Genomic DNA, 20,463 nt, shown 5'->3' on the forward strand with positions numbered 1-20,463 from the left:
GGTCATTTGATAAATACCCATAAATTAAATAAATGAAAGTACTAGTCGTCGTTTTTACGCTGATCCTGCTGTGTCCAAACGGTTGCGTTGCTCAGCTAAAACCCAATTTCATCGTCATCCTCACCGATGACCAGCGGTTCGACGCCGTGCAGGAGAACGGCAACCCCGCCATCCTGACCCCCAATTTGGACCGGTTGATGAAGAAGGGTAAAAACTTCACTAACGCCCACGTAGTATTTGCGCTGTGCAGCCCCAGCCGGGCCGCCATCCTGACGGGCCGCTACGGCAGCGCCAACGGGGTACTGGAACTAAGTAGCAAGCTGAATCCCGGCGAAAAAACCATCGCCAGCTACCTGAAAGAGCAAGGCTACTACACAGGTGTATCAGGCAAATGGCACGTAGACCAGTCGCCGCAGGCGCTGGGCTTTGACTTTGCCACCACCTTTTACAGCAACGGTACCTACCACGGCCGTAAAATCACCGATCAGGGAAAAATGGTGCAGCCCAACGAGCATTGCGATGCCTACTGTGCCCGACGGTCGCTGGATTTTTTGCAAATGGCTGCTGCCAAAGACCAGCCCTTCTTTCTGTTCCATAACACGCAGCTCCCGCACATGGACGACCACATGGAGTGGCCCGCGCAGGATTCTACTCGTGCCCGGTACCAGTCCTCCGATATGCCCGTAGCAACCAATAAGAATGACGATCTGGCCAATAAGCCCAAGTACCTGAAAACCGTCCGCAACCGGACTCAGGCCAGCGTATACGGCTATCCGGATAAGGACAAAATCCAGGCGCACACATTGGATTACTATTCGGTTATCACTGAAATGGATGCTTTTGTAGGCAGTATTCTAAAAAAAGTGGATGAACTGGGCCTGGCCGACAACACCTACCTGATATTCCTGAGCGACAACGGCTGGATGCTCGGCGACCATGGCTTTACCAGCAAAGTACTTCCCTACCAACCCAGCACGCACGTACCCATGTGTATAGCCGGACCGGGTATTGCGCCCTCGGTGAACGCCAGCCTGGTACTTAACATTGACATAGCTCCTACCCTGCTGGATCTGGCTGGCCTGAAACTTCCCGCGAGGATGCATGGCCAGAGTCTGAAACCGGTACTTACCGGAAAAAAACCTGGTATCCGGGACTTTTTTATTTATGAAGGATTAGGAAGCTATGGCGGGGCCAAACCCAACCTGACTGTGATTTCTGACCGATACCGCTACATCGTTACCTATGAAGATGAAGAACTGGATCGGGTGAATTTCCGGGAACTGTATGATCTGAAAACGGATACGGACGAAATGGAAAATCTGGCCTCCCGTCCACAATACGCTTCCCGGATAAAAACCTTTGAAAAAGCCATTGACCGCCACCGGAAAGAAGTAGTACTTCCGGCCCGGTCAGCTACTCATTAAGTCTTTTATTTCTATACCCTTATGAAAACAACCCATTCCAAACTTTACCTCGCCCTGTTCCTGGCTGGCCTGCTCAGTATGGCAGCCCATAACCGACTCGTTCCCCCAGCTAATGAAACACCCGCGAAGGGTCAGTATATGGATAAGGTCATGGCCCACTATAAAAAACAGTTGACCACCGGACTCGACGTGTATGGTCCCCGGAAGACCGCCTTCTGGATGGCCAGCCTGAACACCGAAACCGGCATGTATCCCAAAGACCCCACACGTCCGCCGCACATCCCCCAGCGCGCCTACCTCAACCGCTCCGTGGATGCCCCCCGGGGCGCTACCCTCTACTGGGATATGCCCTCTATTGTGGCGGCCATCAACCTGTCCCGCATTACCAAAAATGACTTCTACAAAAACTCGGCAACGGCTTACATGAAGGATTTCATGAAGTACTGTATCGCCGACAACGGGGTATTCCTGTGGGGCAACCACTACTTTTACGATGCCTACGTGGATAGTACCATGAAGTTTTACAGCAAGCCCTATGCCGTAGATTTTAAAACGGAGGATGGACACCTGCACGAAGCCCGACCCCTCATACCGGCCTGGCAGGCGCTCTGGAATGTAAACCCCCAGGTCACAAAAAAGGAAATTCTGGTCAGTACAGAGAACCATCTGGTAGACCCTGCTACGGGAGAATTTAACCGCCACGCCGACAAAAAAAGTGACCATGCTTTCACGGAAGCCGGCGGCACGCTGTTTTATACCATGGCGTGGCTGTACAACAAAACCAAAAACCCCGAACACCTCGCCATCGCCGACCGCATTGCCGGTTTCAGTTTCAATAACCGCAATAAGGACACCGGCCTTATCCCCAACAGTCCCATGCACGACCGCTGGGACAAGTACGTATCTACATCAGAGGTAGGTTTGTGGTCGGCTTGTCTGCTGGAAGCGGCCAAGTGGGCCGATAAAGAACATGCCGCGAAATGGAATGCCATGGCCGAAGAGGCCATCACCGCCTGGTTAAAGTATGGTTACGACGAAGAAAAGCAGCGGTACTACGGTATGCTCAACCTCACCGATGGCAAACCCGTCTGGCGCACCGACGACTACCCCTATAAACCACAGAATTACTCGGACATCTGGGAACCCCTGTTCCCGACCCATAACTACCCCATCTCGTTCGGTGAAAGCTGCCTGATGCTCTACAAGCGCACTAACAAGCCCCAGTTCCGGCAGGCCGTAGACCGCTGGGTAAATATTGTTCGCGAAGAGCTTCCCGCGCGGAAAGGCCGGGGTGCCTATGCCGAGCATTACGGCCGGGTGATCTTCTTTCTGCTCAACTGTCACGAGCAGCTGGGCGACAAGGCCTACCGCGACCTGGCCGTAACCGTGGCTGACGAGGCCGTCGGGAAGCTCTGGGCGCAAGGTATGTTTCGCAGCCATCCGGAAGAAGACCGCTACGATGCCGTTGACGGATTAGGCGTACTTTCATTGAGTCTGATGTGGCTGGACACCGGAAAAAAGCCCGATATGATGGGATTGTATTTTTAGAGAAAATCTGATTTATCGGGTACCACTGCTCCGGTCAATCCGGAAGCAGTAATAAATTAACTCACCTGCCAATATCCATTATCTGCCCGAAAGGTGCAGATAATGGATATTGGTTTGTTAAAGGTTTATTTTCAGAAAGTCAGGCTGCCTCTTTTTAAGCCAGGCAAAGCTAGTTTTAAATAAAAATCTCTTTTTCTTCTACGTACATTCTGCTTCGAGTTTGTCTATATTCAAATGGTTCTTGAATAATTTCAGGAAAAAGTAGACAAATTCGCCGCAATATGACTCAAAATCTACCATTCAACGCCCCAGAAAGCTCAGAATCGCCCGGCCCAAAGAAGGAGAGTGGATCCGGGCAGGATGCCCAAACTCCCCGGCCGGAGGATTCGGAGCTTTTTATTTGGAAAACTTTTGAAGCTGATCCACAAAAAGGCTGCGAACTACTATTCAGGATGTACTACCGGGCCATGTGTACCCACGCCGTTCGCTTTGTCTATTCCAAAGAGGTAGCCGAGGATATTGTCAGCGAGATCTTCTACAATTTCTGGAATACTAAAGCCTACCTGTCGGTCACGACTTCCTACCGGGCTTACCTGTTTCGGTCGGTGCGAAACCGGGCTTACAACTACCTGTCTAATGACCTGCGCAAATCGGACCCCTTGTCCGCTGCCCAACAGCAGGAAGTACCCCTGGGGGAATCTCCCGAACAGTTAATGCAAATCGAAGAACTGCTCAACACCATCAATACACTGATTAGCTCTCTGCCGCCCCAGTGCCAGAAAGTGTTTTTAATGAATAGGTTTGAGGGGCTCAAAAGTAAAGACATCGCCGAAGAACTCCAGCTTTCCCAGCGTACCGTTGAAACCCATATTTTTAAAGCCCTCAGCGTACTCAAAGCCGGGCTAAAAGGGCAGTGGCTATGGGTGACCCTCCTGTTTATTTGCTCCTAACGCTACGTACAATTAACCTTTGATTTGTCTATCAGCAAAGCATTCATCATAAGACATGGAACCTACCGTTACTAAATATTTGATTTTTGACCATTTCGCCGGGAAAAGTACCCCAATGCAGAAGCGCCTCATTGAAGAGTGGCTGCACGCGGCTGATAACCGGGAAACATACTACCAATGGCTGGTCGAATGGGAACACCAATCGCCCCAGTACCTGCCCGAACTGGACCAGAAACTGGATGCCTACCTACACTTCATGCAGGAGAATCCCGCCCGCCCGGTACCCGAAACAGCTCTTTCGTCGGATAGTACCTCCCCCGTTTCCCGCTCCATCTGGTTGAAATGGCTGGTGGCGGCTACCCTGCTGCTATCCTGTGGACTGCTCGGCTGGGCTAATAAAGATTTACTCATTTATAAAACCTACCAGACCAGCTACAACGAAACCAGATCGCTGCAACTGGAAGATGGTACCCGGGTAGCCATGAATTCCAATTCAAGCCTGCGCGTGCCCCGCTTTGGCTTCGGCAGCAAAACCCGGGAGGTACTTCTGAAAGGCGAAGCCAACTTCTCCGTCACCCACACCATTGATCATCAGCGCTTTGTCGTAAAGGCCGAAAATGGGCTGGAAGTAGTTGTACTGGGCACCGAGTTTACGGTGTATTCGCGCCAGCGGGGCTCTAAGGTAGTGCTCAACAAGGGCAAGGTACAGCTACGCTACCAGGAAGGAAACGCCCGCAAGGAAGTGATGCTGAAACCCGGCGACCTGGTCACGCTGGACCAGCAGGGACGAGCCAGTTTGCGCAAAACTGCTTCGCCCCAGAACTACGCCGCCTGGGCCGCGCACCGCTTCGTATTTGAAGGTACTTCCCTGAGCGAGCTTACGCATTTGTTTGAGGACAACTTCGGCTTAAAAATCAAAATAGAAGGCGAGGATCTGAAACAACTGACCCTGTATGGTTCCTTTCAGGCGCAGTCGGCCGAAGAGCTGCTGCAGGCACTCACGGATGCGGCCAACCTCCGCTATACTCAATCCAATGATACCATTACAATCACCTACCACGAATAAATAACGTATTACTGCTAAGTACTTGCGCAAAATTACTTTGCATTAGAATTATTTACAATCCGTTCTTATACAGCAACTTAGAGAACTAACCACTAAAAGCTAATTTCTAATAGCTACTTATTTCTAAATCTTTACCGTACACATGAAAAAAGTATTACCTGTCCTAGTATTAGTGGGTCTACTGCTGGAGGTCACTCCTCCGCTCCACGCCCAGCTGCTCGCCAAGGTGCATCAGGTACCGGCCCGATCTACCCAGGCCGACCAAAGTACGATGCGCAAACTGAAAGATGTACTTAATGAGCTGAAAAATCAGCATCGGGTGGACATTCTGTTTTTTGGGAAAAATATCGACCGATATGAGGTACCTGCGGACGCCTATAATGTCACCAAACCGCTTGAACAAAACCTGGACCTCTTACTCCGTCCCCTGAATCTTACCTACAAAAAATCGGGTAAGGGCGGATTCGTCATCACGGAGAAAAGCGGAAACCGAGCGCCTGCCCGGCAGGAAAAGACTTCGACTACCGGCCAGACTTCCGCCACGCCCGCAGAGGGTAGACCCCTGGCTACTACCACCGGACCGCAGTCTGTCACGGCTGATGCCGCCGAAACAGCTGAGGCTCCCAGGCGACTGGTTAGTGGTACCGTTAAAGATGAATCCGGAGGGGGTTTGCCGGGTGTGAGCGTGGTTCTGAAGGGTACTACACGGGGTACTACTACCAACACCGAGGGACAGTTTCAGCTGGATGTCCCCGACGATAACGCCGTACTAGTGTTCAGTTTCGTAGGTTATAAAAGCCAGGAAGTAATAGTAGGTAATCAAACTACCCTCAACCTCTCCCTGGAACCCGATAACAATGCCCTTGAGGAAGTGGTGGTAGTGGGCTACGGTACCCAACGCAAGAAGGACCTGACCGGGGCGGTAGTGCGGGTGGACCCCAAACTCAACGCCACCAATCCTAACGTCAATGTAGCGCAGGCCCTGCGGGGTTCGGTGGCGGGCGTAACCGTGGTTGATACGGGTCGGCCCGGGGCCGACGGTACCATTACGATACGGGGAAATACGTCCATTTTAGCCAGCAACGCGCCTTTGATCATTCTGGATGGCATCATTTATACCGGAAGACTTTCGGATATTAATTCCAATGACATTGAATCCATTGACATTCTGAAAGATGCCAGTTCGGCCAGTATCTACGGGTCCAGGGCTACCAACGGGGTTATTTTAATTACCACAAAAAAGGGTACTACTTCCCGGCCCAAGCTGACTTACAATACCTACTACGGTATGTCAGATTTTGCCAAAACTCCCCGCATGATGGGCCCCGACCGGTACCTGGCCATGAAGGAAGACGCGGCGGCTTTTCTGGGCCGGCCCCTGATCCTGAACCCCATTGAGGAAGCAAACCGGGCGGCCGGACGTACCATTGATCCCTGGGTGGCTATTTCGCAGGATGCCCCCATGTACAACCACGAACTGAGCCTGTCGGGACGGACCGAAAAAGTAAATTACTACGTGTCGGGTTCCTACACCAACATGAAAGGGCGGATCATTGGCGACAATTTCAGCCGGTTTTCATCCCGCCTCAACCTGGACATGACCATAACCGATTGGCTGAGCATAGGTACCCACACGGGCTTTACCATCAAGGATTACTCGGGCATCCGGGCCAATTTTGAGACCGCCAGCTATCTCAGCCCTTTTTCGTCCCTATACTATGACGACGGTGAACTGAAAAGCCTGCCCATGGACGACGGCCTGGCGCCCAACCCGATTTTCAACTCCGTACGGAACGATCATCTGAGTGTATCCAACACCCTGTTCAACAATGTGTACGCGGATATCAATCTGCCCATTCCGGGCCTTACGTACCGGCTGAACCTGGGCAACAACCTGCGGTATAACGACGACGCCAACTTTACGCCGTCTGTCAACGAACCCCGCGACAATAACTTCCGGCTGGCCAGCGGCAGCAAAGCCAACCGCAGGCACCACTACCTTACCCTGGAAAACATTGTAAAGTACAACAAAGCCCTGGGCGAGAACCACGACCTGGATGTGACCTTGCTGCAAAGCTTCGAACGTACCCGCGAGAGTGGCTCTTCCTTGTCGAGCAACAATATTTTTAACGATGCCTTGTCGTTCAACGGACTGGGTATCGGCGAAAACCAACTGGTTTCTACCAGTGCTTCCGAGTCGCGGGCTACTTCCTACATGGGCCGCATCGGGTACCGTTTTCTGGAAAAGTACCTCTTCAACTTTACCATCCGCCGGGACGGGTACTCGGCCTTTGGCTCCGGGCGAAAATTCGGAAACTTCCCTTCCGTGGGCCTGGGCTGGCTCCTGTCTGAAGAAGACTTCATCCGGTCGCAGCCCTGGATTGGCTACCTGAAAGTAAGGTACTCGTACGGCAAAAACGGCAACAGGGGCATTCTTCCCTACACCTCGCTCAGCAACATGACCCAATCCGGCAATCAGTACGTATTCGGGGACAACGGTACCACCAGCATCGGTATTACCCCCACCTCCATGGCCAACCGCCTGCTGGGCTGGGAAACCACGGTGGCCTCCAACTATGGTCTGGATTTCAGCTTGTTCCAGAATAAAATCTCGGGTTCTGTGGAGTACTACTCCATGAATACCTCCGACCTGCTGCTCGACCTGCGGATTCCCAATATGACCGGCTACGAGACCTTTTTCACCAACGTGGGCGCTACCAGCAACCGGGGCGTGGAAGTCACGATCAATTCCACTAACTATACCAAAGGAAAATTCAACTGGACCACGAATTTGGTCTTTACCCTGAACCGCAATAAAATAACGAGTCTGTCGGGTACTGACCTAGACGGCGACGGGGTAGAGGACGACGATATTGCCAGCGGAAGGTTCATCGGAGAACCGCAGGGTACCAATTTCAACTATGTGTGGGACGGCATCTGGCAGGTAGGGGAAGACAACTCCATTGATCCGGGGGCCAAGCCGGGCTACCTCAAATTCAAAGACATCAGCGGCGACGGACGCATCGGTCCTGAGGACCGGCAGGTACTTCACTCCTCGCAACCCGACTTTACGAGTGGCCTCACCAACCGGCTTTCGTACGGTGGCCTTTCGTTCTCCTTTTTCCTGAACGCCCGCGTGGGCGGATACAGCGGCAATTCGCTGCTCAACCACGGGAGCAATTTCTTCGACCGGGCCAACCTGATGGATCTGCCCTACTGGACCCCCGAAAACCCGCTGACCGATCGTCCGAGTATCGGGTACCCCAATCCGCTGGGTTATGGTTTTTACCAAAGCCGCACCTTCCTGCGCTTACAGGATGTCAGTCTGGGCTATGATTTACCCAAAGTTTTACTCGACAAAGTAAGGATGGACAAGGTCAATATCTATGTCAGCGGCAAAAATCTCAAAACCTGGACCGGCTGGGACGGCTGGGACCCCGAGCATGGCTCCGGCGGGCGCAATGTATCCAACGGGCCTTTGCTCAAATCCTGGGTCGTTGGGTTAATCATTGGATTATAATAGTATCTACCCTGAAAAAGTACATGATTATGAAATTGAAAATAACACCTTCCATTCGCGTAGCGCTTACGCTCCTGGTCTTCGGCCTGACGATGGGCGCCTGCAAAGAATCTTTTCTGGACGAAAAGCCGCTGGACCGGTTCAGTCCCGAAAACCTGCTCACCACCAAAGCGGGCTTTGAAACTATTCTGGTCGCGCTCCACAAGAGTGCCCGCGACGAACGAACCCTAGACCGTCCCGATCAGATGGGTACCGGTACCGACGTAGCTACCAGCGGCGTTGCCGACGGGCGCTTTATGAAAGACTACAAGCTGGTACTTCCCACCGATCAGATCGTGGTGCACTACTGGGACTGGGCCTACGCCAATATGCTCAAAAATGCCAACCTGATTATTACCCGGGCCGAAAATCCGGAGGTACGCTGGACTGAAAAAGAAAAAAACGAGGTACTGGCCGAGGCAAAATTCTTCCGGGCTTTTACTTACAATGTACTCGTCAATTTGTTTGGCGGCGTTCCGATCGTGGACCGGGAACTGACCGAGCCCCGCTTTGATTTTAAACGGGCTACCCGGCTCGAAGTATTGGAATTTGCAAAAAATGATCTTGAATTTGCCGCGGAGCATCTACCCAATGTAGTAACCAACCCCACCAAAGACGGCCGGATCTTTAAAGCCGCCGCTCTGCACCTGCTCACCGAAGTGTACATTAGCCTGGGTAGAGAAACCAAAGACGCTTCTTACTATGACAAAGCCATCGCGGCCGCTACCAAGGTACTAGACGGCACAGCCGGCCAGTACCAGCTCATGACCAAACGCTTCGGCAATACCAACCGCCCCGGCGATGTATTCTCGGACCTGTTCTGGACCAACCAGCAGAACCGTTCGTCGGGCAACCTGGAAACGATATGGGCTGTTCAGTACGAATTCCTGACCGTGGGCGGGGCCGAAGGCCAAAACCATGACCTACGCTGGTGGGGACCGCAGTTTGAAAACATCCGCTCTCCGGACAACAAGCGTATTCTGGTCAGTGACAGTATCGGCCGCAGCCAGGGGGGCAATCGCCCTACCAACTACTTCTTTTATGATATCTGGAAAGATAACTTTAAGAACGATATGCGTAATTCACACTATAACATCCGGCGGGACTGGTACTATAATGATAAGACTTCACCCTATTTTGGTAAAAAAGCCCGCTATACGGTAGTAAATGGGAAAGCCTTTATTGCTCAGGAAAATGGTACGGCTACCAATATTGCCGTAGATACCTTGCGCTGGTTTTATCCGATGATCCGAAAAATTGAAGGGGAACTTCCCGCACCACTTTCGGGTCGGACCAACAACGATCAGATCCGGATGCGCCTGGCCGAAACCTACCTGCTGCGGGCCGAGGCCTACATTCACAAGGGAGACCGGCAAAACGCGGCAACGGATATTAACGTAGTACGGTCGCGCGCCAACGCCAAACCCGTGGCAGCGGCTGACGTAACCCTGGACTACCTCCTCGACGAGCGTGCGCGGGAGCTGACCGTAGAAGAAGCCCGCCGGAGAACGCTGGTACGCCTCGGACTCCTGTATGAGCGTGCCACAAAATACAACTGGGACGCCAAAGCTACCATGCAACCCTACCACGAACTTTGGCCGATTCCGCAGAAAGCCATCGACGCCAACCGGGAGGTAGTTCTGGCTCAGAATCCGGGATACCCGGGTGCGAAGTAGCGTGATAAATGGAAGAATAGACCTAAATTAGTACCTACAGTACCTGTAACTAACAATCAGATTCTATGCAAAGTCGCCGCGATTTTTTAAAGGCCAATGCACTCATGGCGGCTACGTTGTCAGCTAGCCCGGGATTTGCCGCTACCATACAGCCCCTTTCCGATAAGAAAAACCCCACCATCCTGATTCGTTCGTCGTGGAATGATAAAAACATCGGGGACATTGGTCATACACCCGGTACCTTACGGCTGATTGAACGCCATATACCCGAAGCCCGCATTATCCTGTGGCACGCCGCCCCCCGGCCGGTTACCGAAGCCCTGATTCAGAAGAATTTCCCAAAGGTAAAAATCATTCAGGGTAGCTTCCCCGGTGGCGATGCTGACGATAAAGGAGAGGTTATGAATGCCTTCAAAGCCGCCGATGTGTACATCCATAATTCGGGCATGTCCATGAATTATGGCCTGTTCAACTACGATTGGGGCAGTACCCTATCCAACCTGGCCCCCATGTACTATTGCATCGAGAACAAGATACCCTTCGGACTCTACGGCCATTCGTTTGATAAGTTTGCTCCGCCTTCGCAGTACCTCTACCGCGATGTCCTGAGCCGGGCCTCCTTTATTTTTACCCGCGACACGGAATCATTAAAGTTCATTAAAGAGCTAGGATTCAAAGCGCCGGTTATGGAATTTGGTCCGGATGGCTGTTTTGGCATTGATGTACGTGACGAAGCCAAAGGCAAAGCTTACCTGAAACAGGCCGGTCTGGAAGAAGGAAAATTCCTGACGGTGGTACTCCGTACCAATACGCCCCACCTCGACGATAGCGGCAAAGGGAACCTGATGAACCCCGAAGCCACCCCGGAAAAACAGGCGGAAGACCGCCGTCGGCTTGACAAGGTACAGGCCCTGATCAACCATTGGGTACGCACCACCGGTCAGCAGGTACTTATAGCCCCGGAAGCCCTGAAAGAAACCAAATACGGCCGGACCATGCTCTACGACCTGCTTGATGATGATGTAAAAAAGAAGGTAGTCTTCCGGGAGGCCTTCTGGAGTGCCGACGAAGCCATGTCGGTTTATGCGCGGGCGCATACGATTTTTGGCATGGAACCCCACTCCCTGATTATGGGGCTGGCGGTGGGGGTACCTATCCTGCACGCCCGTCCGGTGGCGCACGGCCGTAAGGGGTGGATGTTCCGGGACATCGGTCTGCCCGAATGGCTGTTTGACATTGACCAGGTACCCTCCTCGGCCATGATTGACGAACTGATGAAAATCCATAAGAACTACCCCCTGGCCAAGAAGAAAGTAAAGGACGCCATGGCGGTAGTAGCCAAACGCCAGCAGGAAACGATGGCAGTAGTAAAAAAAGTAGCAACTTCCTCAACCCGTAGCTCCTGAACCCTATGAATCGCCGAGATTTTATTCAGCAAAGTACCCTGCTGTCAGCGGGTGCCCTGCTGGCCCCTTACCTGGCGCAGGCCACCCAAAAAGCCAACCCTACCCTCCTAGTTGTTTCGGGCTGGCAGGATGTCAATATCGGGGATATCGCCCATACGCCCGGTCTGCTGGGCCTGTTGCAGAAGCGTATTCCCGGGGCAAAGATAATCCTTTGGAAAAGAAGCAGGAGTCAGGTAGTAGAAGACATGCTAACCAGGAACTACCCGGCCGTCAGGATCATCCACGGAAATGTAAACAAAGACAATGAACCAGGTTCTGAAGAGGTAAAACAGGCCTTCCGGGAAGCTGATTTCTTTCTGCACGGTTCCGGGCCTTCGGTCATTGCCGCCGATTTTCTGGGGGCTTGGCACCAACAGACTAAAAAGCCATTCGGCATTTTCGGCGTTACAACCCAAAACGTCACGCCCAGCCTGAAAGACCTGCTACAGCATGCTTCCTTTATTTTCACCCGTGAAACCGCCTCTATTCAGAAGCTGAAAGAAGCTGGCCTTTCGGGTAACCACATCGCCTTTGCTCCCGACGCTACCTTTGACCTGGAAATCCAGGACCCGGAAAAAGCCAACCAGTTTATAAAGACCCACGGCCTGGAACCCAAAAAATTTATCTGCGTAGTACCCCGGCTCCGGGTGACACCTTATTACAAGATTTATTCCAACCAGAACGGCTGGAGCGCCGAAAGAATTCAGCAGGTAAACGAGTTGAACGACAAATACAAGGAAGCTGACCACGCCAAAGCGCGCGAGGCGATGGTGACCTGGGTTCGTAAAACGGGTAATAAGGTAGTAGTATGCCCCGAGATGACCTACCAGGTAGACATTATGGACGAACTACTCATTGACCCGCTGCCCACCGATGTAAAGGCCAAGGTAGTCAAACACGGCTACTGGCTACCCGACGAGGCCGCTTCGCTCTACTCCCATGCTCATACGGTACTTAGCTTTGAGTGTCATTCGCCCATTATCGCGGCGGCCAACGGTACTCCGGCCTTCTACCTGCGGCAACCCGAAGACACCATCAAAGGACAAATGTACTATGACCTGGGTCTGGCCGACTGGACCTTCGAAATCATGGATACAACCGGAAAACAGATTGCGGACCGGCTGATGCAGGTTCATGCCAACTATAAAGCCGCTACGAAAAACGTGAAGCAATCGCTGGCAAAGGTGGACAAGCAGTACGACGAAGCTTTTAAAATTATGAAGAACACGATCGCCTGAGGGCTTAGGTGGGGCTAAGATAGGTAATTATCTATTTTTGTTGACTTTATCAAAGTAGTAGCAACCACCATGGATGCCGTTATTGCTTTTGATCAAGCCACTGCAAAATAGATGAACTCTTTCCTAAATAAAATTGCCTTTTTTTTCGGAGCCTTGCTAGTATTCTCGTCCCTGCGGGCTTCCGCCCAGGACTCCCTGCGTGTCAGTTCGCCAAATGGAAATCTTACCTTCCAATTTTCCACGCAGGGTGATGGCGTGCCGACCTACGAAATCCGCTACAAGGATAAACCCGTAATTATGCCGTCAGGGATGGGCCTGCTCAATAATCCCAACGGCTACGCCACAGCCCCTAACTGGAATAAGAAAATGGTGGTAAAAAAGGTAGCTCTTCAAAACGTGAACACTACCTGGAAGCCCATGTACGGCGAGCGCGAGCTGATTCCTGATCACTACCACGAGTTGACTATTACCATACAGGATACCATCAAGGTCAAAGGCCGCGAGAAAGGAGAGATGCAGGTCATTGTGCGGGCCTACGACGAGGGCATCGCCTTCCGGTATTTTTTTCCGGAAAGTACCCGTACCCAGGTCATTGAGATTGGCCAGGAGGACACGCATTTCCGGCTTCCGCCCAACAGTCAGTTTTTCTCCACCGAACATGCCCAGGGCCGTTATGAATTGTGTGCCCCCGAAGAATGGCAAAAAGGAGCCGAGCTACCCCTCACCATTCAGCTGAGCAACGGCCTGTGGGCAAGCATCCTCCACGCGCAGCAGACGCATTTTCCCCGGCTCCGGCTGCGATCCGCAAAAGACGAGCTGGTGAGTAACCTGTACGGCGAGATTGTCGGCACCTCCCCCTTCGGTACCCCCTGGAGGGTGGTAATGGTGGCGGAGAAACCAACGCAACTCCTGGAAAACAATTATCTGATTTTGAACCTGAATCCACCCTCTCAGATCAAGGAGGCAGGCTGGATCAGGCCGGGACGTGTGATGCGGGAAACTACACTCTCGACCGATGGAGCCCGGAAACTGGTAGATTTTGCCGTAGAGCAAAACCTGGATTTTATCCATTTCGACGCGGGATGGTACGGCCACGAGTATGAGCAGGTCTCTGATGCCAGTAAGGTAAACGTCGATCCGCGCCGCAATCCGGTCAATGACCTGGATATGCCAGCCATTATCCGCTATGCGAAAGAAAAAGGAAAAGGCGTAATTCTCTACGTAAACCACCGGGCGCTGGAAAATCAGCTGGATTCTATTTTCCCGCTTTATGAAAAATGGGGAGTGGCGGGAGTCAAGTTTGGTTTTGTACATAGCGGCTCCCACTACTGGACGGCCTGGATGCACGAAGCTGTCAAAAAAGCGGCTCAATACCACCTCATGGTAGACATCCACGACGAGTACATGCCTACGGGGTTCAGTCGCACCTATCCCAACCTTATGACGCAGGAAGGTGTAAGCGGCAACGAGGAGTTTCCCGACGCCACGCACAATACCATTCTGCCCTTTACGCGCTTTTTGGCCGGAGCCGCCGACTATACCTATTGCTTTGGGGATCAGGTGGCACGCCTCAAAAACACCAAGGCGCACCAACTGGCCCTGTCTGTGATCAATTACAGTCCGTGGCAGTACCTGTACTGGTACGGAAAACCCGAACACTATACCAATCGGGAGGAAATAGAACTTTGGAAAACCCTTCCCACTACCTGGAACGAAACCCGCGTGCCCGAAGGCATGCCCGGTGAGTACATTACCGTAGCCCGTCGGCACGGAAAAGAATGGTACCTGGGGGCAGTGACCAATAACCTTGCCCGGTCCCTGACACTTGAGTTTGACTTTTTGCCAAAAGGAAAAAAGTACACCATTGACATCTATGAGGATACGGGCGAAGGAGGTATCCGGAAAACGACCAAAACTATTCAGTCTACGGATAAATTGCACTTTGCACTGTTACCAAAAGGCGGAGTGGCGGTGCGGCTGCGGGAGTAAGCAGAATCCCGGCGACGGTCGGCTTTCGGGGGTACCTAAGTTAAACCCATAAGGGCGTTGCAGAAATCGTCGCATGTGGTGATGTCTTATCTTCGCGGAGCTTGGCATTGGAGGAAATGATTTTGTTTATTAGCGCTTCAAATTTCGTAATCCCTGCTGACTATGCTCTCCATATCAATGGTTTAATTTAATCAATGTCCATAACCCACGTTAAATACTACTTCTGATTATCTGCAAGTACCCCTACCCCTTCCTCCCGCCAATACGCGTCCTATTGGCCTTATTAGTATTTATTCACTAGTCAAATAAAATTATTTAAATTTTTTTTAAAATTATTTAGGGATAATAATGAGTTGTTCTACTCTATAGGCAACAACGCCTCAATACGTGCCCCCCATGAATTTGAAACAGTACAGTGACGAACAGTTGGTGACTCTTCTCGGGGAAGGCAGGATAAAAGCCTTTGAAGAGATATACCGTCGTTACTGGTACAAGCTGTACGGAATCGCCTACCACAAGACCGGCATTCGGGAAGAAGCCGAGGAGCTGGTGCAGGAAGTATTCCTGAAACTATGGAATCGCCGCACCGAGGTTGCCATCAGGCACCTGGGTATGTACCTCACCTTCGCCGTCCGCAACCAGGTTTATGATTATATCAAATCCCAGATTAGCTACCGGAAGTACCAGGAGTACCTGATTTTCCAGGAAATCCATCACCACCAAGGTACCGAGGACATTGTCAATTTCAGCGAACTGTCGGAGGCAATGGAAAAAGCACTGAACCGCCTGCCCGAAAAAAGCGCCGATGTCTTCAAACGCAGCCGCTTTGAAAACCAGTCGGTCCGGGAGATTGCGCTGGGGCTTAATCTCAGCGAAAAAGCAGTAGAATACCACATCACCAAATCGCTCCGGTTCCTTAAAGAGAACCTCAGGGAGTACCAAACCAACAACTAGGCCGACTAGTGCTACTACCTATGACCCAACAAGAATTTAACCAGCTCTTGCAACGCTACCTGGATGGCAAAACCACCGAGCAGGAAGAAAGCTTGCTACTGGACTGGTACCAGTCGCCCGCCAATCAGGTTGAATTGCACCTGTCGGATAGCCAGAAAAATAGCATCGAAAAAAGCATATGGCGAGGGATTCGCCGACAAATGCGTCCTGCCGGTACTTCCAGGGTAGTCTGGATGGCCTGGCTCTCGGCCGTGGCCGCCTGTACCCTGCTGGTACTTTCCTGGGTATACCTGTCGGCTACCACGACTACCCCCGGCCCGCAGGCCCTTACGGAAGAACTCACCCAGGCGGGTATCGAAGTCAGGAATACACTATCCCACGAGCAGGAGGCGGTCCTGCCGGATGGCAGCGTTATCACACTTAGCCCCAACAGCAGCGTCGTGTACAACAAGTCGTTCAACCAGACCCGGCGGGAAGTATTTCTGAAAGGAGAAGCGTTTTTCAGGGTCAAACGGGATGAGTCCAGGCCTTTCGTGGTGCATACCGGCGAGCTGGTAACGGAAGTACTGGGTACCAGCTTCCACATCAAACAGAATTATCCGGGCAAAACTACCGAGGTAGTGGTGCGTTCGGGCAAGGTATCGGTTTACACGCAAAACAAGGACCGCAGCGACGAACGAAATGGTGTTATCCTTACCCAAAACCAGCGGGTACTATTTGACGCAACAACACACAATATAAGTACCGGTATTGTGGGAGACCCGATACCGCTGGAAGCCGCCGGAAAGGCTCCCGCTCTGCTCGTTTTTCAGAATAGTACGCTCGAGCAAGTACTTGCCACCCTGACGCAGACTTACGGAATTGAGTTCGTGATTTCCAATCCTAAAATAAACGAGTGCCGTATCACCGCCGACCTGAATGGACTGTCGCTGTTTACCCAGCTCGAGCTGGTGTGCAAGTCCATCGACGCCGGCTATGAAAAACGAGGTGCCGTGATATTCATCACCGGCGAAGGCTGCTGAAAAGTAAGGGGCCGAACCTGTTTGCAGCAGGTTCGACCCCGGAATTACCCTCCGCAAACGCCAATCTGACGGAGGGCCGTGTTCTCAATTTTCCCAATTAAAAACAAGTAAAAATATGAAAAAACCCCTACCCATTCCCAAAAATTTGTGGAAAGTCATGAAAATTACATTTTCACAATTGCTCTTATTGATTGGATTTGCGAGTATGTCCATGGCCCACGAAACCCGGGCGCAGGAAGTACTCAACCGGACCATTACGCTGGTGGGTGAACGTCTCGAGCTGAAGGAAGTACTTGGTCAGATTGAAAGGGAAGCCAGCGTAAAGTTTGTGTACAGTACCAAGATAAAATCCAGCCAGCGGGTGTCCCTGAACGTGAGCAATCGTAAGTTATTCCTGGTACTGGATGAGGTCCTTAGACCCCTGGATATTGAGTACGAAGTAATTGAGAACCGTATCCTGCTGCGAAAGGCCCCGGTAAAATCAGACAGTCAGACCGGTTTGGCTGTACCTCCCGCAGTTCAGGATGAGGCTCCTAAACGGATGGTGTCAGGTACTGTCCGGGACGAGTCCGGGGCGGGGCTACCCGGAGTGAGTGTAGTCCTGAAAGGTACCCAGCGGGGTACTACCACCAACACAGAGGGGCAGTTTCAGTTGGATGTGCCTGAGGAAAATCCGGTATTGGTTTTCAGTTTTGTGGGCTATGCCAGCCAGGAAGTAGCAGTAGGAAACCAGTCGAACATGACGGTCGCACTCGCTCCGGAGAATAAAGCTTTGAACGAAGTGGTAGTGGTAGGGTACGGTACCCAACGCGCCAAAGACCTGACCGGAGCCGTGGCAACGATCAATCAGGATGTTGTGAAAGACCTGCCGGTGTCAACGCTGGATCAGAAAATGATTGGCCAGGTAGCCGGTGTACAGATCACCCAGCCCTCGGGCTCACCCGGGGGAGGTACCTCCGTCCGGATACGTGGCAGCGGCTCGCTGGGAGCCGGCAACGAACCCCTCTATGTTGTGGACGGCATGCCCTATTCGGCGGGACTAAACCAGAACCTGAATCCGCTGATTCTGATTAACCCAAATGACATTGAGACCATTACGGTCTTGAAAGATGCATCCTCCACCGCCATTTACGGCTCCCGGGGGGCCAATGGAGTTATTATTATTACTACCAAAAAAGGAACTTTCAACCGTACACAGGTGCATGTTTCTGCCATGACGGGCGTGCAGCAGGTACCTCAGCAAGGGCGCCCCCAGCTGATGAACCAGCGTGAATTTGCCGAATACCAACGCAATAAAATTGATATAGCCGTACGCCGGGCCGAAAACCGGGCAGCCACCATTGACGACTACCCCGTAGAGTACCGCAACCTGGATCAACTGCAGGGCAAGGGTACCGACTGGTACGATCTGCTCCTGCGCGACGCCGCCATCCGCGACTATAATGTAAGCGTGCAGAAAGGCTCCGAAGATTCACGTATGGATTTCAGTCTGGGCTATTTCAAGCAGGATGGTGTGCTGAAATACACCGGCGTGGAGCGGTACAGCAGCAAGCTCAGTATGGAGTCCAGTTTTGGGAAGAGCGTAACGATCGGGGCTACCATTCAGCCTACATTCATCAAGCAGAACCGCACCAATACCAACTCCAACCGCGAAGATGTGATTGGTGTAGCCAACTGGGCAAATCCAATTGCTTCGCCTTATGATGCCAACGGCGAGCTGCTACCCTACGTGCGTTCGCCCCAGAGCAAGTACCACTCGGCCTGGAGCTTTGCCAACCCTCTCTTTGTATTGCGCGAAACCTCCCAGACCCAGGAGCAGTTTCAAAACCTGGGGTCAGCTTACGTGCAGTGGGATATTACACCGGATCTGATCGCCCGTACGTCGCTCAATACCATTTGGTCAACCTCAAAGTTTGCGGCCTTTACACCCAGTACCATCGGTGGCTCCAATCGCCCACCCGTAGCGGGAACCGGGCAGTCGTCCAATTCCCGGGCGGAGAATTTCAACTGGCTGATTGAAAACACCCTGACCTATAACAAAGCTTTTGGAAATCACCGGATCAACGTACTGGCGGGCTATAGTACCCAGAAAAGTACCGGTAACAGCCTAAACCTGAACGCCAGCCCCTACTCCAATGACCTAATTCAGACGATCAACGCGGCGCAGGCTATTAGTACCTGGGACCAGAACGTGAACGAATGGAGTATCATTTCCTACCTGGGCCGTATTAATTACAACTTTCAGGATAAATACCTGCTGACCGCCACAGTGCGTTCCGACGGTTCCTCCCGCTTCGGGTCCAACAACCGCTACGCTACCTTCCCTTCTGTCGCCGCTGCCTGGCGCGTGTCGAAAGAAGATTTCTTAGTGGACAACAAAGTCATAAGCTCACTCAAACTCCGGGCCAGCTACGGTACCAGCGGTAACAACAACATTGGAAACTATTCGCACCTGGCGGCCATTAACGCGGGTTCGTACGTTTTTGCCAACAATCTGGCCACAGCCTCCTTCGTGGGTCTTTCCAACCCTTTCCTCACCTGGGAAGAATCCAGCCAGTTTGACGCGGGTTTTGATCTGGAACTTTTTAAAAGCAATGTACTGCTGATCGTGGACTTCTACAACCGAAAAAGCAGCAATATGCTCCTGAATGACGTCATCCCGGCTATTACAGGTTTCAATTCCCAGATTGTAAACAAAGGGAACGTACGCAACCAGGGCCTGGAAATTTCGCTGGGGGGCAGCCCGGTTTCACGGGCCATCCGTTGGGATGTAAACGCAAATATGGCCTTTAACCGGAATGTAGTGTTATCACTGAATGACAACAGCGACCGGATTTTATCCGGCAGCAACGATGGCAATCCCACCCACATCAGTGTAGTCGGAAAACCCATTGGTCAGTTTTTTGGCTTTATCAATGACGGAGTTTATAGTGCCGCCGACATCGAGAATCCAAATATTACCAAAACTCCGCAGGTATACGAGGGCAACCCCAAGTACCGGGACGTCAACGGAGATGGGGTCGTTAGTGACTTGCTGGACTACGCCATTATCGGTAGTCCTCACCCTAACTTTACCTTTGGGCTTTCGAATCACCTGACGTACAAACGCTTTAATCTGGGCATCATTATCAATGGTCAGCAGGGCGGTCAGGTTATGAACGGCCTGCGTCAGTCCGTTGACAACCTGCAGGGCTTTTTCAATGTGCGGCAGGAATGGGTCAACCGCTGGAGAAGTGCTCAGGATCCCGGTGACGGGCGTCTTTCGGGGGTCCCCAAGTTAACACCCAGTTGGGGACACCGTGTCAACTCCCTGTGGGTAGAAGACGCTTCCTTCCTTCGCATTGCCAATATCAACCTGGGCTATACGCTACCCGAGGGCCTGCTCCGTAAAACCGGATTTATCAGTAGCTGCCGGATTTACGCTACCATTCAGAACCTGGCCATGTTTACCAACTATGAGGGGGCTAATCCCGAGGCTCAGTCGCGCAACATCGACAATACCCTTTCACCCGGCTTTGACATGTCGTCCTATCCCCTGTCGCGGACATCCTCGGTGGGGATCAATGTTTCGTTTTAGGCAATCTGGTTATTT

Annotated in this window: 12 protein-coding genes; all 12 read left to right on the forward strand. The window is 52.1% G+C overall.

What is annotated here, in order from left to right; genetic code table 11:
* Nucleotides 1–32 precede the first annotated feature (32 nt).
* The 12 genes from VGN67_RS18510 (at nucleotide 33) to VGN67_RS18565 (ending at nucleotide 20,448) form a co-directional block, all read left to right on the forward strand.
* Nucleotides 33–1,424 (forward strand): sulfatase-like hydrolase/transferase, encoded by a 1,392-nt coding sequence (locus VGN67_RS18510; RefSeq protein WP_327488347.1) that lies wholly within the window; start codon nucleotides 33–35, stop codon nucleotides 1,422–1,424.
* A gap of 21 nt (nucleotides 1,425–1,445) precedes the next feature.
* Nucleotides 1,446–2,972: a hypothetical protein gene (locus VGN67_RS18515; RefSeq protein ID WP_327488348.1), complete on the forward strand. Its 1,527-nt coding sequence runs from the start codon at nucleotides 1,446–1,448 to the stop codon at nucleotides 2,970–2,972.
* Nucleotides 2,973–3,253: 281 nt separating this feature from the next.
* Nucleotides 3,254–3,922, forward strand: a complete 669-nt coding sequence (locus tag VGN67_RS18520) for an RNA polymerase sigma-70 factor (RefSeq protein WP_327488349.1) — start codon at nucleotides 3,254–3,256, stop codon at nucleotides 3,920–3,922.
* Between the two features lie 55 nt (nucleotides 3,923–3,977).
* The gene (locus tag VGN67_RS18525) at nucleotides 3,978–4,988 is read left to right on the forward strand and encodes a FecR family protein (protein ID WP_327488350.1); all 1,011 of its coding nucleotides are present in this window, start codon (nucleotides 3,978–3,980) and stop codon (nucleotides 4,986–4,988) included.
* 142 nt (nucleotides 4,989–5,130) lie between these two features.
* Nucleotides 5,131–8,508 carry a TonB-dependent receptor gene (locus VGN67_RS18530; RefSeq protein WP_327488351.1) on the forward strand — a complete coding sequence of 1,126 codons (3,378 nt, stop codon included), beginning with the start codon at nucleotides 5,131–5,133 and terminating at the stop codon, nucleotides 8,506–8,508.
* A 29-nt stretch (nucleotides 8,509–8,537) separates the two neighbouring features.
* Nucleotides 8,538–10,223 carry a RagB/SusD family nutrient uptake outer membrane protein gene (locus VGN67_RS18535; RefSeq protein WP_327488352.1) on the forward strand — a complete coding sequence of 562 codons (1,686 nt, stop codon included), beginning with the start codon at nucleotides 8,538–8,540 and terminating at the stop codon, nucleotides 10,221–10,223.
* Between the two features lie 65 nt (nucleotides 10,224–10,288).
* Nucleotides 10,289–11,629, forward strand: a complete 1,341-nt coding sequence (locus VGN67_RS18540; RefSeq protein ID WP_327488353.1) for a polysaccharide pyruvyl transferase family protein — start codon at nucleotides 10,289–10,291, stop codon at nucleotides 11,627–11,629.
* Between the two features lie 5 nt (nucleotides 11,630–11,634).
* Nucleotides 11,635–12,906: a polysaccharide pyruvyl transferase family protein gene (locus VGN67_RS18545; protein ID WP_327488354.1), complete on the forward strand. Its 1,272-nt coding sequence runs from the start codon at nucleotides 11,635–11,637 to the stop codon at nucleotides 12,904–12,906.
* A gap of 111 nt (nucleotides 12,907–13,017) precedes the next feature.
* Nucleotides 13,018–14,895 (forward strand): glycoside hydrolase family 97 protein, encoded by a 1,878-nt coding sequence (locus VGN67_RS18550; RefSeq protein WP_327488355.1) that lies wholly within the window; start codon nucleotides 13,018–13,020, stop codon nucleotides 14,893–14,895.
* 396 nt (nucleotides 14,896–15,291) lie between these two features.
* Nucleotides 15,292–15,849: an RNA polymerase sigma-70 factor gene (locus tag VGN67_RS18555; RefSeq protein WP_327488356.1), complete on the forward strand. Its 558-nt coding sequence runs from the start codon at nucleotides 15,292–15,294 to the stop codon at nucleotides 15,847–15,849.
* A gap of 20 nt (nucleotides 15,850–15,869) precedes the next feature.
* Entirely contained in the window at nucleotides 15,870–16,871 is a 1,002-nt protein-coding gene (locus tag VGN67_RS18560; RefSeq protein WP_327488357.1) for a FecR family protein, read from the forward strand.
* A 115-nt stretch (nucleotides 16,872–16,986) separates the two neighbouring features.
* Nucleotides 16,987–20,448: a TonB-dependent receptor gene (locus VGN67_RS18565; RefSeq protein ID WP_327488358.1), complete on the forward strand. Its 3,462-nt coding sequence runs from the start codon at nucleotides 16,987–16,989 to the stop codon at nucleotides 20,446–20,448.
* Nucleotides 20,449–20,463: the final 15 nt, after the last annotated feature.

It is taken from the genome of Telluribacter sp. (assembly GCF_035998675.1).
Taxonomy (GTDB): domain Bacteria; phylum Bacteroidota; class Bacteroidia; order Cytophagales; family Spirosomataceae; genus Telluribacter.